Source organism: Pseudoalteromonas sp. SG41-1, from assembly GCF_014164575.1.
Taxonomy (GTDB): Bacteria; Pseudomonadota; Gammaproteobacteria; order Enterobacterales; family Alteromonadaceae; genus Pseudoalteromonas; species Pseudoalteromonas rhizosphaerae.
Map to the genome: position 1 here is coordinate 1 of NZ_JACJFL010000040.1, position 15,602 is coordinate 15,602.

Below are 15,602 nucleotides of genomic sequence, written 5' to 3' on the forward strand. Positions count from 1 at the left end.
TCAGCTAAAAGCAGAAACAAGCTTTAATAAAGGCATGCCCGCAAAACAGAAAAAAGCTATGCGCAGTACAGATTACCTTGAAAAGGTATTGAAATCATAGACTTTTTTCATGCTCTTGCCCTGGGGCTTTATTGAGAAATTCAGTATTACCTAAATTGCTATAAGTGGAAAATAAAAAAATATTTTAATTTTGTGAGAAATTATTATACAGATTTCGTTATGGGTTATTTATTGTTCATTATCTTATTATCGTCAGGTAGACAAAATATAACAACGAAAGGGATAATTTTATGAATCTAATTAAATCAATGCTTGCGGCATCTATTTCGCTGGCTTTATTGTCTGGCTGTGAATCTGATTTTGTTGATCACCCTGATGAGCCTATAAATACCGCACCAGTTATTAGCGTAAGCGATACAGCAGTAGTTGAAAAACAAGCTATTTCAATCAGTGCCACAGTGCAAGATGAAGGCCCCGTTACTTATCTTTGGAGCCAAAATGCAGGGTTGTCAGTTGCATTAGAGAACACCAATACAGGGACTGTTAGCTTTATTGCGCCAAGTGTTAGCGAAGATAAAAAAATATCTTTAAATTTAACTGTTACAGACAGTGAAGGTTTAACGAGTGAAAAAAATGTTGTAGTTGATATTCAACAGCAGCTGGTTAAATTATCACTGGAAGGCATAGCAACAGATTCCCCCTTAATTGACGCGGCTATAAAAGCCAAAATAGGATCGCAAGAGTTCACGACAACGACAAATAGCGATGGTTATTATAGCTTAGAGTTAGCACTTGACGATGATGCTGATATGAGTCAATTGGTGACAATTGAAGCACAGGGTAAAGAGCAACAACAAGCCGCTTTGTTGCAGTCACGACTAATGAGCTTTGCAAGCTTAAAAACGAAAGCGGGCGATGACGCTGTACTTACTAATGACGAAGACTTTTCGGTAAATATTACTAATCTAACCACAGCAAAGTCGGCGCTTTTGGCGCGAGAAAATTTATTCGTAGACATTAAAAGCGAGCAAGACTTGAAACGCTTGTCGAATGAGATTAGTGCTGATGAGCTCGTTAAGGTTGCTACGGCTATAAAAGTTATTTTGGACAAATCAACGAGCAATGAATTATTTGCTTTACCCGAGGGAGTAAATAATGTTTTAGAGCTGGCTTTAGATAATGAAAAAATGACTCAGTATATTAAAAAAGTGGAGCAAACGCCCGAGTTTAGCCAGGCCCAAGAAGAAATGCTAGCTGATGAGAAGGTTGTTCAGTCTACAAAGACTAATAACATTAAAACTTTTTACTATAATCGTGGCAATTTATCTATTAATCAAGTTATTGAATTAGATAACGACGGCACTGGTCGTTACCTTCTTCAAAATTATGATGGTCGCTTCGACTGGATATATCAAAACGATGTGTATACCTTAAATAATCCTGAAGGTTTTTATGCTTATCAGACTACTGCTGATATTGAAATTGATGGTGAAACAAAGCGGGTTCGCCAAGAGGTTACTACTTATAAAGCAGAGCTAAAGTTAATTGCGGCAACTGAAAATGGTTTTTTAGTCAAAGAAACTGAGTATAAAAATGTAGAGTACCCAGATGGTGAGTTAGAAAATTATCAACTCACTAACGAGTCTATCCTTAAAGTATTCACTCAAAATGAGCAAGTTGATTTTACCTTCGCGCAAACTCAAAACCCTATTGCATTGCCTGCACCGCATATTTTCGTTGATCAAGTATCTCTTGGTGCGATTACGTTAATGTTAAATGACGATGGAACAGGTGCTGTTTCAGAGCTTGGAAATACGCCTATTACTTGGCGAATGATAGAAGATAATAACAAACAGTCATTACATATCACACTGAGTGATTACGATAATGAAACAATACTATTTAGGCAATTAACAAGTGATGGTGATATTGCAACGTTTGCTGCATTTAGTGAATTTGACGGAATTAAAAATGCGAGTGTAGGTACTGGCAGTATTATCGACGAATCAGAGACATTCAATATTGCAACAATCCCTGGAATATATAGCTACAACTTTGATGGTAAGAGTTTAGATGAGTTTTGGTTTGAGCTTTGGCCTGATGGCAAAGCTATTTCGATGAGTGTGTACGACAGCAATGAGGATGGGCAATTATCAGTTGCTGAAAGTCGAATTTATGCTGGTAACTGGCATCTTGATGATGACATTCTTACAATAACGCGAAACCTAAATGGACGAGATGATTGTTACTACGTTGAGCAAGATCCTAATTGCTGGTTGTGGAATACTCGGCAATGGAAGCTAATTGAACAGATCGAAGATACTATTTATGTAAATAACATGCATCAATTTACCTATAGCCAAGGTGAGGAACCAAGAGAGAAAACGTTCGATAATCGCAAGTTTAATCGAGCAACTGAGCGGCCTATTTCGTCTCCACTACCTGATGAAATTTTACAACAGATAGGCTATCAGCCCCCTGTTTCTTTGACTGGCCTAATTAGCCCTAATAACTACTTGGGTAAGCGTTTGTATTTTACAGATCATGATTATAAAGTGGAAGGCGAGCTTGGTTATTTTCATTTTGATGACAATAACTCATTTCAATATTATCAAGATAACAACCTATCAACAGGGACTTACCAGATATTTTCTGATAATCAATTAATATTACGCGATGGTTCATCATTAATGTATGGGGCTAATTATAGTTTATTAATTGGCTCGAGTAATGTGGTAATTGCTACTTTTGAAGAGCATATTTGGCCGCATTTTACTAGCGAAAACGATGCCAAAGAATACATGAGTATTGTTGCCGACAATAAACCAGTAAGTAACGTCGAACATTTAATCGGGCGCGATATATATATGGTTGACCGAGATCAAGATGATCAGTGGGTGGTTAGTTATTTGAAGTTTGATGAAGATAAAATCACAATTTATAGTGATGAAAGTTTCACAACCATTAATACAGAGCTTGATTACAGTGTTGATGACACAGGCATGATTAGCTTCCCTGATGATCAAAATACAATGTACTTATCGTTAGTGACTGATGAGTTTAATATTATTATTACTAATGATGTAGGAAATAGCAGTAAAGATTTTAACTATTTCTTATTTGATCAGCAAAAAGCAAAAGATTTTGTTAACAACACAAATGCATTAAGAGAAAGCGCACAGCGTTAACTCCACTTACAATCTTTTAGTTTTAACAAAAATAAAGCGCGATAATTTTTATCGCGCTTTTATTCGTTTTAGTGGCCTGCAAAATTACCGTCGCAGAGATTTTATATCACGTAAAATGTGTAAATGTTAGGTTATAAGGCCGACGCGGGGTAAACCCTTAAAAGAACGGGGGTAAACCCGCTGTTATGGTGTTGTATGGAGGTGATTGTGGCTCGTTTAATTTTTTGTTGTTTGATGGTTGGTGTTTTACCAGGGTGCGCGATGAGTGACCCATCTGCAGAGATTGATGAAAATCAGTATGTATATCCTTATAAATGTACACATAAAGGAGAGGTTGAATATCATTCAATCACGGCACGTGAGCCTTTAAGTAAAGCGTTTTTAGCTAAAATGCAAAATGCATTGCACGAGGGCTTTGAGCTAGACCCTAATAGTTGCGTGCCTGTAGAGGCAATACCAGACGCTAAGAATAAGTAATTCGTCTCAACGATTTAGTAACGCCATTAAGACAGATAAAAATATTTTAAATTTATGAGAAAAATTTAACTGCTATTCGTGTCTGTCATTGTTGTGATTTCTTCGTAAAATTTATTTAGCTATAAATAATAACTATCTAAGGAATTACATGAAGTTACAGTTTGAATCACCTAAAGTTAAAACATCAATTTTATTCACGTTCAGTCTTCTTCTATCTGCTTGTGGAGGTGGTAGCGATGACTCACAAACTACAAAATCTGATGCAGATAAACAGCCAGATAAAGTAGAAGCGTCGCGCTTAGTGTGGGAAAAATTATTACCAACAACAAGCTTTGCTTATTACTCGTCACCGGCACTTAGTGCTGATGAGCAAACAATTTATATAGGCACAGCTAAGAATGTACGCAATGACCCCGCAGGCAGTGATTTGATGGTAGCTTATAACCGCAATGGCAGTGAAAAGTGGCGTTACACTTTGCCTAATGGTGAAGAAGTGCGTTCAAGCCCTGTTGTACATAATGAAAATATTTATTTCACTGTTGATAAGCGAGTAGGTGAGTTTGAAAAAGCATATCGCGATTTAGTAGCTCTAAATAGTAGCGGCGAGCAAATGTGGCGTCAACGCGTATCTGATTATGGCTTTCAAACAGGTTCTGGTTTAACCAAGGTTGCGGCTTTTGAAGGCCAAGTTATATATACCGGTTTAGATATCCGCGCTTTTAATGCGCAAACGGGTGAGAGCTTGTTTGAGCGTTTATGTAACTGTGCAGAGCGACAAGACCGATTTGTAAATGGAGCGGTAAATCACAATGGAGAATTGGTATTTTATGATGAAGGGCGCGTACTTAAGCTTGATTTAAATAGTTATGAGTTAGTTGGCGAATTCAAAGATATAGACACCTTTGAAGGTGACTTGGTTTACTCTACTCCAGCTATTGATTCTAACAATAATATTTACTTTGGGTCTGAAGCCGGAGTTTTATACAGCTTTGATGATAATTTGGATCTTCGTTGGCAGTTTGAGTTACCAAACCCGCAGGTGTTCGAGGCGCCATACATTCGCTCATCGGTAGCGATAGATGAGTCGCGTAGTACGATTTATTTTGGTACAAAAAATAATGATGATAGTGAGTTTTACGCACTCGATATCAATGATAAAAGTATAAAATGGCAAGTGGCAATTACCGGTGATGTTTATGTGTCTCCTACCATTGGCGATAATGGTAATGTGTACTTTTCTTCAGAAAGTAATTTACTTTATACATATAAACCAGATGGCACGCTTGCATGGCAATATGATTTAAAAGCAAATGTAACTTGGTCTTCTCCAGCTATCGATAGTCAGGGGGTTTTATACATAGGTACTTTATCTGAAAGTAATGTATCGGCCGCAAGTGCAACAGGTAAGCTTGTGGCTATTCAAACCGACAGCACAGGTTTAATGCCTAATACTTGGTCTAAAATTCACCGGGATAATCAAAATAGTGGCGTGGTTAAGTAAAGTTAAAGTAAAGCAGTCGCACTAGTGTGCGATTGCTTTAACTAAAATTACAACGGGTTTACCACTGAGAACCGTTTATCAGAAACACTCCAGTAACCCAGATCAGAGACGATTAAAATTTTATAATTGTTACCTCGGCCATTAAATAGTGCAGGGTCTAAGTTAAACTCTCCTGTATTTGGCAGTTCTTCAGCGAACTGGTACCAGCGCCTATTATTCACGATATTTAAATCCACTTGTTGCTTATCGCCAATTCCGCGAGAGTCATCATGCAGAACATACATAGCAACGGTTTGTCCGTAGAGTTTATTGGCGTTCCAGGTTATCGTTTTTTGCTGACCTACAGGGTAAATATCAAGGGCTTTAGGTGTGATAATAGTTGTAACCAATTTGTCTTTTAGTAAAAAGTGCTCTAAACCGTTATCAACAGTTTTACCTGAAGCAATACTAAAGAAACCATCAGATAGGCTCCAATAGCCTAAATCGCTGATGAGCATAAGTTTAAAGCGATTTGTGCCATTGGCCATAAAATGATAAGGGTCAATTTGGGCTGTTCCCGTGTTTTTTAAATTAGTTGCCGCTGGGTGCCAATCAATTTTCTTCAAATTATTAAAATCATCAAAGCTGTTAACTTTATAGTTGACGGTATGATTGACTAATACACTTATCGTATTGCCAATTAATCGTTTGCTATCCCATTCAATCGTAAATTCAGAGCCTATTTTTAGTTGGCTTGCATGTTTAGGGGCCGTGATCGAGCTAACTCGCTTTGTTTCACTTATCGCGTTGATATCTCTGGCAGGGCTAAATTGGTTCTTTGTGGAGTGTGATATATGGTTTTGCTTTTCGAGTTGTGCTAACCACTGTGTGTGTGGATTATTGTTTAGCTTATTAATAGTCGCTATTAATTCAAATGCCAAGGGAGAGTTTGATTTAGCATAAACAATGAGCTGCTGCATTTGCTGTGAAGTTAAAGTATTAAACATATTTGTTTTTATCACAAGCTCTAACCATTGAACTTGCTGTTGCTTGCTTAGTTGTGTTAGGTCAATATCAAATAATGCTGTTTTATTCAGTGTATTTTGTTCATATTGCGCCGTGTATTTTGCTAAGGTGATATCGTAATATTGGCTTGATTGTTGTGTACCATTGGCAAGCCATAGCTCTGCATTCTTTAAGGTTTGTGAGTACTTACGCAAACTTAAACCTAGCATGGTACTTTCATAACGCCCCTTCATGCATTTTTGATCACTTGTCGAACAATGTAGTAGCTGTTTATTTAAAAAGTTATTTGCTTGCAAATAATCACGTTCTTTTAGGTAATATTGATATTGCTCATATAGTACAGTACTAAGTTCATGTTCAAAGTTTGGGAGTAGCTGTTGATAGATAAACATGGCTTTATTCAGGGCTTGTTCTTGCGCAAGTTGTGCACCTGCTTGAGCATATGAATTTGCCGCAAAATGGTTTAATTTTGCGAGCTCACAATGTAGTGGGTGGTAGTTATTCGCAGCATTTTTTAATGTTGAGTCTAGTAACTTAATTGCTTGGTCTATTTGATTATCTTCTATCAGTAGGCTGCTTTTCATTAACGATTGCCATGCTTTTTGCGAGGCAGACGTTGCTGTCGTATTTTCATTCTCGAGAATTAATTGACGGCTGAGTATAGGGTGATTATCACGATGAGTAAAAATATGTATTAATAATTCCAGTTTTAGTTCGGATGCATCGCTATTTTGAAAAGCTATTTTGATCTGCTTTATGTCACCAGCTAAATAGCTATCTTTAGTAAGCCAACCAAGCAATTTAATGTTGCTGTTTTGAGGGTTTTGCTGCGATAGTTTTTGCCAAAGAATTCGTGCTTTTTGTTGTTGATTTAATTTAATTAAACTTTTAATTTTTAATATTTGCATGTCAATCGAACTATCGCACAACGCCAATATATCTAAAGCTGCTGTAAAATTTCCATGCAAGTATAAGCTTTGGGCAACGGTTAAGAGTACGCTTTGTTGGTTTTTTGGGCTTAATTGACTCTGCATTACTTGTTCAACACCAGCAAGTAACAAGGCCGATACCGACAGTTTTGCACCTTGCGGCGCTAGCGGTGTGCTGCTAATTAGTAAGTTTTGATAAAAGTTGAGCAGTTCATACTGTTGCTTTGCGGCTTGCTTTTGTTCATCTTGATAAAGAAATAAGCTAATACAGGCGACACCCAAAAAAGCGATAGTTGAGGTTATTAGAGCAGCAGTAAGAGGGGAGCGTCTTATAAACTTACCTAATATATATGTTTTTGAGTGTTTAAACCAAAGTAATGGACGATGCGCCAGATAAGCGGCGATATTTTGTTTTAATGTATCTGCTGATGCAAAGCGTTGCTGTGGTAGTGGCGCCAGTGATTTATTGATGATTTCTTGAAGCTCTGTACTAATAGGTTGTATAAGTAGTTTTTCTAAAATACGCCCGAGGCTATAGATATCAGCTTGGGTTGTTAAGCTTTCACCAGCCAGTTGCTCTGGGCTTGCAAACTCGTGACTAAGCGCTTTTATATATGCGTTATGTAATGGTATTTCATGATTCATGGAACTGGAACGCGCAACCCCAAAATCAACAAGTTTAGGTTCACCATTGTTATCTACTAGGATATTTGAAGGCTTTAAATCTGCATGGATCACCCTATTTTGGTGAGCATACTCAACGGCATCACATACTTTTTGAAATACCTCTAACCTTGCTTTTTGCGAAAGGTTTTTTGCGTAGTTAATTAATGTATCACCGGCTATATATTGAATGATGATGTAAGTGCCAATACTGCATTTACCGACATCTAATACGCTAGCTATATTGGGATGTGATAATTTGGCAAGATATTGCGCTTCTTGTAAAACATGTTTTTGTCCATGTAATTGTACAATGGATGGATAAAATAACTTAATCGCTACCTTTTGATTTAACTGGCCATCATTTCTAGTCGCCAAGTAAACTGCACCCATTCCCCCATAGCCAATTAATTGCTCTAACCTAAAGTGACTTATTTCGCCGCCTTGCAGTTGTAAAAGCTGATGATCATTAGTAAGTAAATTTAATTGGCCATGTAATAAGTCATTAAACAATGAGCTTTGATCATTACTTGTATGTGCATTTATTAATTGCTTCACTTCAATGATGAATTGTTCATCAGATAGTTGTAATTGCAGCAATCCTGAGGTTAAGTTGTTGGCATGGTGTGTAAGTAAGTGTTCAAAACACGAAAGCGCGTCTTTAAATTGATTCATTAATTATCTTAATTTGTTTGAATACGCACTTTTATAAACGCTTTAGCAGCATCTAATTCGCGATAAATAGTAGCAAGTGAGACCTTGAATTGTTTAGCTAGCACTTTAGTATCTAGGCCCAAAAAGTAATGTTGAGAGAATATTTGAGCTTTTTGCGGATGATTTTTTTCTAGATGATTTAGGGCGCTATCTAATGCTAAAAAATCCTCTTGGTGTTTTAGTTGATCGTTTTGTTGCTGGATTTTTTCTGCGTTAGGAGTGCGTTTGAGAGTTTGAAACTTGCGAATTTCATCGCGTAAAATATTACGGATAAATACACTTAAATAAGTATTAAATTGTGTTTGGTGATTAATGCTTTGTTGTGGCGGGATTAATTCAATAAGTGATTGATGTAGTAGCGATCCAGTATGCGGTAAGTGCTGCAATACATAGGTTGAATCGATTTCATTACGGTAACCTTCTAAATGTACATGACAAACTTGTTTCAGGTGGTAGTAAAGCCGAGCTTTAAGTTCATCAGCACTTTGCGGGCAACCATTTTGCCAGCCATTGATTAGATCTTCTAATGATGCCTGCATCGATCTTCCTTATTTCGATATTTCAATTAATAAGGTACATTTGCGGGACTTTAATTACAAGTGTTAACTTAATGTTCGTTAATCAATTCTCTCAGCTGTGAGGGAGTCGTCCCAGTCCAGCGTTTAAATGCGCGGCGAAAGTTAGTTAAGTCGCTAAAGTTAAGTTCGCCTGCTAGGGTTTCGTTACTTTGCGCTAAAGTGGCGATATTAAACACCGCGGTTTGGCGATTGATACAATCTTGCAAGGCGCTAAAACGAGTATGATGTTGTTTTAGTTTTCGCTTAAAAGTGGCGGGGCTCATAGCGAAATGCTGGGCAACTGTTTCGAGGTTTTGTTGTGGTTGAGCGCCAATATGATTGCGCACTAATTGCAGCCAAGGCGCAGCGGGTAAAGGGTGCTGCTTTATGGTTGCTAATGATTGCTGCAGCAGGCTCGGACAGCTATCTATTAAGTGTTTGTTATAAAGTTCATCACTAATACTGACCATAAATAATTGTTGTGAAAACTTGCAGTTGGCTTGTAGGTTAGTTTGATATTGCTCTATGTGTGAGGGCTGCGCATAGGGAAACGAAAAACATAAATCGCTGTTATTACCTATTCGCCATTTACATGTTGCAGCGATAAAACTGGCAAATAATTCGCAGCAAAATTGTTCAACGGCTGCATTTATTGCCCCGAAGCTGAGGTTGATAATGAAGTAATGTCGGCCTTGATGGTATTTATGTTCGGCATTAAATAAGTTAAAGCCATGTAAAGGAGTGCGTGTGAGTAGTTTTTGCAGTGTGCGTAAACTTTCTGCTTGAGAAAATGCGCTATATAACGGATTGTGATTAAGTAGTTTTCGCCCTAGTAAAAAACTGAGTTGGTGTTGATTATCAAATTGACGACAGTTTTCTTGTAATCGATAAAATTGCTCAACACTGATCGAAGCCGTTCCAGCTGCAAAATCTTGATAAAATAATCGAGTCCCTTTGAGTAACTTATCAGGGTGTACCCCTCGGTGCTTGGCTAAATCCACTAATTGCGCCGCCCATGACTGTAAACCTTGATAAGGAGAGTCGATATAACTGCTGTTGCTAAGGTTTGCACTCACGCAGTATGTCCATGTAAGTTTTTGTTCGTTAGTAATTTTTGATGCAATTGACTGAGTAAACCAGAGGTCGAATCACGGTGCGTTGCAGCTACTAAACTGGTGTGTACTTTTTGTTTGTAGCTCACAGCTTTGTCGCTGCTATTAAACGAAAACGCTTCTAAAGCACTGACTAACGATACGCTTAGCCGCTCTGCAACAGCGAGTTCGGTATTGGGTAACATGACAATAAAGCAATCACTGGCGTAACGGCAGACTAAATCTTGTTCACGTACATTCAAGGTGATCACTTGAGCAAACTCTTGTAACAGCTTATCGCCTTCTGCATCACCGAATTGACGATTAAACCGATCAAATTGAGCAATATCTAACATCAGTAATGAAAATCCATGCAGGCTATGATGGAGCAAATTTAGCTCGCGGTTGATCTGGCTTTTCATATAATCGGCGCTAGCTAGGCCGCTGATAGCATCACTGAGTTGATGCTCTCGATAAAAGCGCTCGCGATTACGTAATTGTTGATTAATGGTCATTTGCTCTTGGTGCCAATGATACAAAGCCATGGTCATTAAAATCATCCCAAATGGTGCGGGAATAGATTCAATGGTACTGAGCCATGCTTGTTCATCGCTGTAATATACAAATTCATCAATAAAATCGAGGGTCATCGATAAGTTCATAATCGCAAGGCCTGAGAATAATAAGTTAGTTACTCGTCCCTTTGGTCTACTTAATAGAATAAAAAAGATCCATAGCAGGGTCATGGCAGTAATACCGCCTTCGCCACCGACATCAAACCAGTCGATCTGGCTATGGCCTTTGTAGTGGCCGTAGCTAAGTGTCAGGGTTAATACGCTGGTTAACATCACCACTAAGATAAGCAGTAATGAGCGATGTAATTTTAAAAACGATAAATTCATTGTCAGCTCAATAGGTATATTTGATAGGCAGAATAAGCAAACAGCTTAAACACCACTAGGGTCAGATTAGCTCACAGTGATGACATATTTTTTACGGTGGCAACTTTTCAAACGGATTATTGTTGATTTTTGAATTAAAAAACCACAAAAACAGGGGGTCAAATCAGCTCATTTTACCGTATTTAACTACTTAAAATGCTCATACAACGGCTAATTATCAAGGGTGTAACGGGTACTGACATATTTCTTTCATGATTGCCCTTTAGGGTGTTGCTGCGAGCCAAGCATGGCCAAGTAAACAATCAAAATCATTAGCAGCAACCAAGAGAACAATTATGAACCCTTTTATCAAATCGAGTATTGCATTAGCGTGTTGTGGTATTTTATATGCGACCCCAGCCTTAGCGGATGGTCGTGTGCAAGGTCGCATCACTGATGCCAGCCAAAGTGTGTATTTTGGCGGCGCGAAAGTATCGGTTAAAGAGTTAAACTTAAATACGGTAAGTAACCGCGATGGTTCTTTTTCATTTAATAAGTTGCCAGCGGGTGATTACACCCTAGTGGTTGATTACATTGGTGCACCATCGGTAGAACAAAAAATTACGGTGGTTGATTCACAAGTTTTTACACAACAAATTATTATTGGTGAGCAACAAGAAGCCATCGACAATATCATTGTTTATGGCCAAAGTGCTGGCCAAGCAGGCGCAATTAACCGTCAAAAAAACGCAACTAATTTAAAATCGGTAGTCAGTGCAGACTCGATTGGCCAGTTCCCTGATCAAAACGCAGCAGAAGCATTACAGCGTTTACCGGGTATTTTTATCGCTCGCGACCAAGGTGAAGGGCGATTTGTTGGTATTCGCGGTATTGATCCAAATTTAAACAACGTTACGGTTAATGGCTTAAATGTGCCGTCGCCTGAGGCCGGTGTTCGCTCTGTGGCGATGGATGTATTGCCAAGTGAACTAATTCAAAGTTTAGAAGTAAGTAAAACTGTTACCCCAGACATGGATGCCAGTGCTATTGGTGGCTCTATCGAAGTAAAAAGCTTAAGTGCCTTTGATAAAGCAGGTGAAAGCTATAGTTTTACTGCACAGGGCTCATATAACGAATTAGAGTCAAAAACTAGCCCGAAGCTTTCAGGTAGTTACACTAATGTTTATGAGCTTGATGGTGGTCTTGATCTAGGTGTAGCAACAGCTATTTCTTGGTTTAAGCGTGATTTTGGTTCACGTAATATGGAGACCGACGGTGGTTGGAGTGAATTTGATGTTGAAGATGCAGCAACTGGCGACAAGGTCTCATTATTTGGCGCTGAAGAAATTGAGCAACGCCAGTATCAAATTACCCGTGAGCGTTTAGGTGCAGCACTTAATTTAGATTTACACAGCGGCGCCACTGATAAATATTATTTACGCACACTATATAGTGACTTTTCTGATGATGAGTATCGCCAACGTAATGAGTATAAGTTTAGCGATGGCAAACTATTAGATAGCAACGAGAGCGGTGCAAACTTTAGTGGTGCAGAAATGGACCGCGATACCAAAGACCGTTATGAAGAACAAAGTATTCTTTCACTGGTACTTGGTGGTGAAAATCAATTAGATAATTGGTTTGTTGAATATAATGTTGGTTATTCTAAATCAGAAGAAAAAGAGCCAAACCGCTTAGATGTGACCTTTGCTGGTAAAGATATTGATATGGGCTACATTGCGCGCGTTGATACTCCATTATTAAGCCAATCGACTAATGCCCACGATTTAAGCCTGTTTGAGATGGATAAAATTGAAGCGGCCAATAACCTTAGTGAAGACGAAGAGCTTAGCTTTAAACTCGACTTCAGCCGTGATTTTGTGTGGCAAAATAATAATGGTGAATTTAAGTTTGGTTTTAAACATCAAAATCGCGAAAAGCGTAATGATGTAAAGGTTGCTATTTATGATGGCGACTTTTTAGATGCTCTTGGTAGCGACTTTGTCGCGCCTGCACCTGACTTTGATTTGGGAAGTTTTGGACCGGGTCTTGATCGCGGCGCGATTCAAGCCTTTGTGAGAAAAAATAAAGAGGCGTTTGCTTTCAATAGTAATGAGTCACAAGTTGAATCTGATGGTCAAAGTTATGTAAGTAATGAAGATATTACCGCCGCTTATGCGATGGTTAGCATGGATATTGATAAGTTACATGTTGTCGCGGGCGTGCGTTATGAAGGTACTAAGTTTGAAACGCAAGGTAACCAAGTTGACTTAGTAGTCGATAAAGTAAGTGATACAGAAACTGTTACCACAACGCCTTGGCAAGTAAGTAAAGATTATGACTACTTTTTACCAAGCTTAAATTTACGCTATAACATCAGCGATAAACTAGTGACCCGTTTTGCTTACACCAATACTATCGCGCGGCCAACCTTTAGCGATTCGGCCGCTTACCAATTAATTGAAACTGAAACAGTTGAAGATGAAGGCGTAATGGTTACAGAGCGTAAAGCTGAAGTCGGTAATCCAGCTCTCGACCCTTATGAATCAATGAACTTAGACGCATCAATCGAATATTACCCAGGTTCCATTGGGGTGTTATCTGCTGGTGTTTTCTATAAAGACATCGACAACTTTATTATTCAACAAGAAGTACAAGATAACGGTGATTGGGATGGTTTTGACGAAGTAGTGCAAATGGTTAATGGCGGTAAAGCGTCATTAACGGGGATCGAGCTAAACTGGAACAAAACCTTTAAATCAGGATTTGTGCTTGGTGCAAACGGAACCTTTATTGATGCGGATGAAAAATTACCAAATCAAGCAGACACAGTGGCAAATATCATTGTTGGCTTTGAAAATCATGCTATTAGCACTCGTTTAAGCGCATCATATAAGAGTGAGAGTTTCCAGTTTGATGATGCTGATATGGCGGTTTATGAAGATAGCCACATGCAATTGGATTTCAGCAGTAAATATTACTTAAACGATAATATGAACGTGTATTTCAATGCTACCAACCTAACAGATGAGCCAATGTACTTGTACCACGGCGAAAAACGTTACAACTACCAGTACGAATCTTACGGTCGTACATTTGAGCTAGGTTTTACGTTTTCTTCTTTGTAAGGTGAACATATGAGCCTGCTTAACAGTAGGCTCATTGTTGAGGGTATTATGATTAATAAAACTATTTTGTATATTGCACTAACCGCATGTTTAGCAACGGTTGGTTGCACAGCTCAAAGTAACAAACAAAGCAGTACTGACGTCGCAAGTACCAGTAAAAAAGCCTCCGACAAGATTGAGTTTTTAGCTTTTGGTGATGGTGGTTATCATGTTGACTATCCAAAAACTAAACACATAACCAACCCTAAAAACAAGCAACAGTTTATAGCCGCAGAGCTTGCTGATTGGTTAGAAGATTATCGCCCTCGCGATGAATTTGACCATGCACCAATATATATTTATCCAGGCACTGAGATTGCTACAGAGCAAGGGGGTGCTCAGGCTGTGGGGATCGCAATGGCAAAATTGTGTGAAACAAAAGCGTGCCAATTTGCTATTCAGCTCGGTGATAACGTATACCCTGATGGTGCCGATGCTAATGATGGTAAAGACGACCAAAAACGTTTACACGACTTAGTGTATGCGCCGCTTGAGCCATTATTTAAAGCTGAGCCTAATTTAGTGGTGTATTCCGCATTAGGTAATCATGATTGGAAAAGCTCGCGCAAAGGCGTAGCGGTACAAACGCAATGGATGGCAGAGCAAGCGAACTTTCACCTAGACGAAAAAGGCTACTATAGCTACAAAATGGGTGAGCCGGGTAACGATGTAGAGTTTTTTGTACTCGATACCAATATGTTACTGGCAGGGCAAAGTTATTATGATGTGCCGCTAAACCCAGATGGCAGCGAAGCAGATGAGCAACAAGCAATACGTGATGGCCGCGCAGTTCTTGAAGTACATGACCCCCATGAAGGGCCACAAAATGATGAAGACCTAGCTCAGCTTATATGGCTTAAACAAGGCATTGCAAACTCGACTGCTAAATGGAAACTGGTTTATGGGCATCATATTTTATGGTCAATTGGGGGCACTAAATATAGTGAAGGCCACGTACTGCGTAAATTACTAATGCCAACTCTTTGCAAATATGCAGATGGTTATATTGCCGGCCACGAGCATGACTTAGAGTTACTAACCGATGATTGCTCAAAGTTTGATACCGGTAATAGCGTTGGCAAATTGCCGCTGATCATTTCTGGCGCTGCGTCTAAAATGCGTGGTAAACATACCCCGTTTGCACAGTTTCAAGAACGCCAATATCCTGAATATGATTTGCTTTGGTCAAAAAGCTTTGTATGGGGGTTTAGTCATATCAGTTTGGATAATCAAGCCAATAAGCTTGATGTGAGCTTTTATACCACGCCACGAGATTTAACGGGCAGTATTATTGATGAAGGTAGTTTTAGTTTTTCTAAACGCACTCGATAAACTTATATTTTGCATAAAAGCCAGTGTAACTACGCTGGTTTTTTGTTGTTTTAATGTGTAAAATTGTGCATTTTATTGCATATTTGTACATTTATTT

The 15,602-nt window shown here is 38.7% G+C and carries 9 protein-coding genes; 5 read left to right on the forward strand and 4 right to left on the reverse strand.

Annotation, left to right across the window (positions count from 1 at the left end; translation table 11 throughout):
- The first annotated feature begins 290 nt into the window (after positions 1 to 290).
- The 3 genes from H5203_RS17465 to H5203_RS22980 all read left to right on the forward strand — a co-directional run bounded on the left by H5203_RS17465 (position 291) and on the right by H5203_RS22980 (position 5,166).
- Positions 291 to 3,188, forward strand: coding sequence for a PKD domain-containing protein (locus tag H5203_RS17465; RefSeq protein WP_145235299.1), 2,898 nt, complete (start codon positions 291 to 293; stop codon positions 3,186 to 3,188).
- A 207-nt stretch (positions 3,189 to 3,395) separates the two neighbouring features.
- Positions 3,396 to 3,665: a hypothetical protein gene (locus H5203_RS17470; RefSeq protein WP_145235301.1), complete on the forward strand. Its 270-nt coding sequence runs from the start codon at positions 3,396 to 3,398 to the stop codon at positions 3,663 to 3,665.
- 148 nt (positions 3,666 to 3,813) lie between these two features.
- Positions 3,814 to 5,166: a PQQ-binding-like beta-propeller repeat protein gene (locus H5203_RS22980; RefSeq protein WP_145235303.1), complete on the forward strand. Its 1,353-nt coding sequence runs from the start codon at positions 3,814 to 3,816 to the stop codon at positions 5,164 to 5,166.
- Positions 5,167 to 5,213: 47 nt separating this feature from the next.
- Here the strand turns inward: H5203_RS22980 and H5203_RS17480 are convergent, their stop codons facing one another.
- The 4 genes from H5203_RS17480 to H5203_RS17495 form a co-directional block, all read right to left on the reverse strand.
- Positions 5,214 to 8,438, reverse strand: coding sequence for a serine/threonine-protein kinase (locus H5203_RS17480; RefSeq protein WP_182820037.1), 3,225 nt, complete (start codon positions 8,436 to 8,438; stop codon positions 5,214 to 5,216).
- Between the two features lie 8 nt (positions 8,439 to 8,446).
- Positions 8,447 to 9,016 (reverse strand): sigma-70 family RNA polymerase sigma factor, encoded by a 570-nt coding sequence (locus H5203_RS17485; protein WP_145235307.1) that lies wholly within the window; start codon positions 9,014 to 9,016, stop codon positions 8,447 to 8,449.
- A gap of 68 nt (positions 9,017 to 9,084) precedes the next feature.
- The gene (locus H5203_RS23150) at positions 9,085 to 10,110 is read right to left on the reverse strand and encodes an AraC family transcriptional regulator (RefSeq protein ID WP_145235309.1); all 1,026 of its coding nucleotides are present in this window, start codon (positions 10,108 to 10,110) and stop codon (positions 9,085 to 9,087) included.
- Positions 10,107 to 11,027 carry a GGDEF domain-containing protein gene (locus H5203_RS17495; RefSeq protein WP_145235311.1) on the reverse strand — a complete coding sequence of 307 codons (921 nt, stop codon included), beginning with the start codon at positions 11,025 to 11,027 and terminating at the stop codon, positions 10,107 to 10,109. The genes H5203_RS23150 and H5203_RS17495 overlap by 4 nt, the downstream gene beginning before the upstream one ends.
- 335 nt (positions 11,028 to 11,362) lie before the next feature.
- Here H5203_RS17495 and H5203_RS17500 point away from each other — a divergent pair, with 335 nt between their 5' ends.
- The gene (locus H5203_RS17500; RefSeq protein WP_145235313.1) at positions 11,363 to 14,134 is read left to right on the forward strand and encodes a TonB-dependent receptor; all 2,772 of its coding nucleotides are present in this window, start codon (positions 11,363 to 11,365) and stop codon (positions 14,132 to 14,134) included.
- Between the two features lie 48 nt (positions 14,135 to 14,182).
- Positions 14,183 to 15,505 (forward strand): metallophosphoesterase, encoded by a 1,323-nt coding sequence (locus H5203_RS17505; RefSeq protein ID WP_145235529.1) that lies wholly within the window; start codon positions 14,183 to 14,185, stop codon positions 15,503 to 15,505.
- Positions 15,506 to 15,602 lie beyond the last annotated feature (97 nt).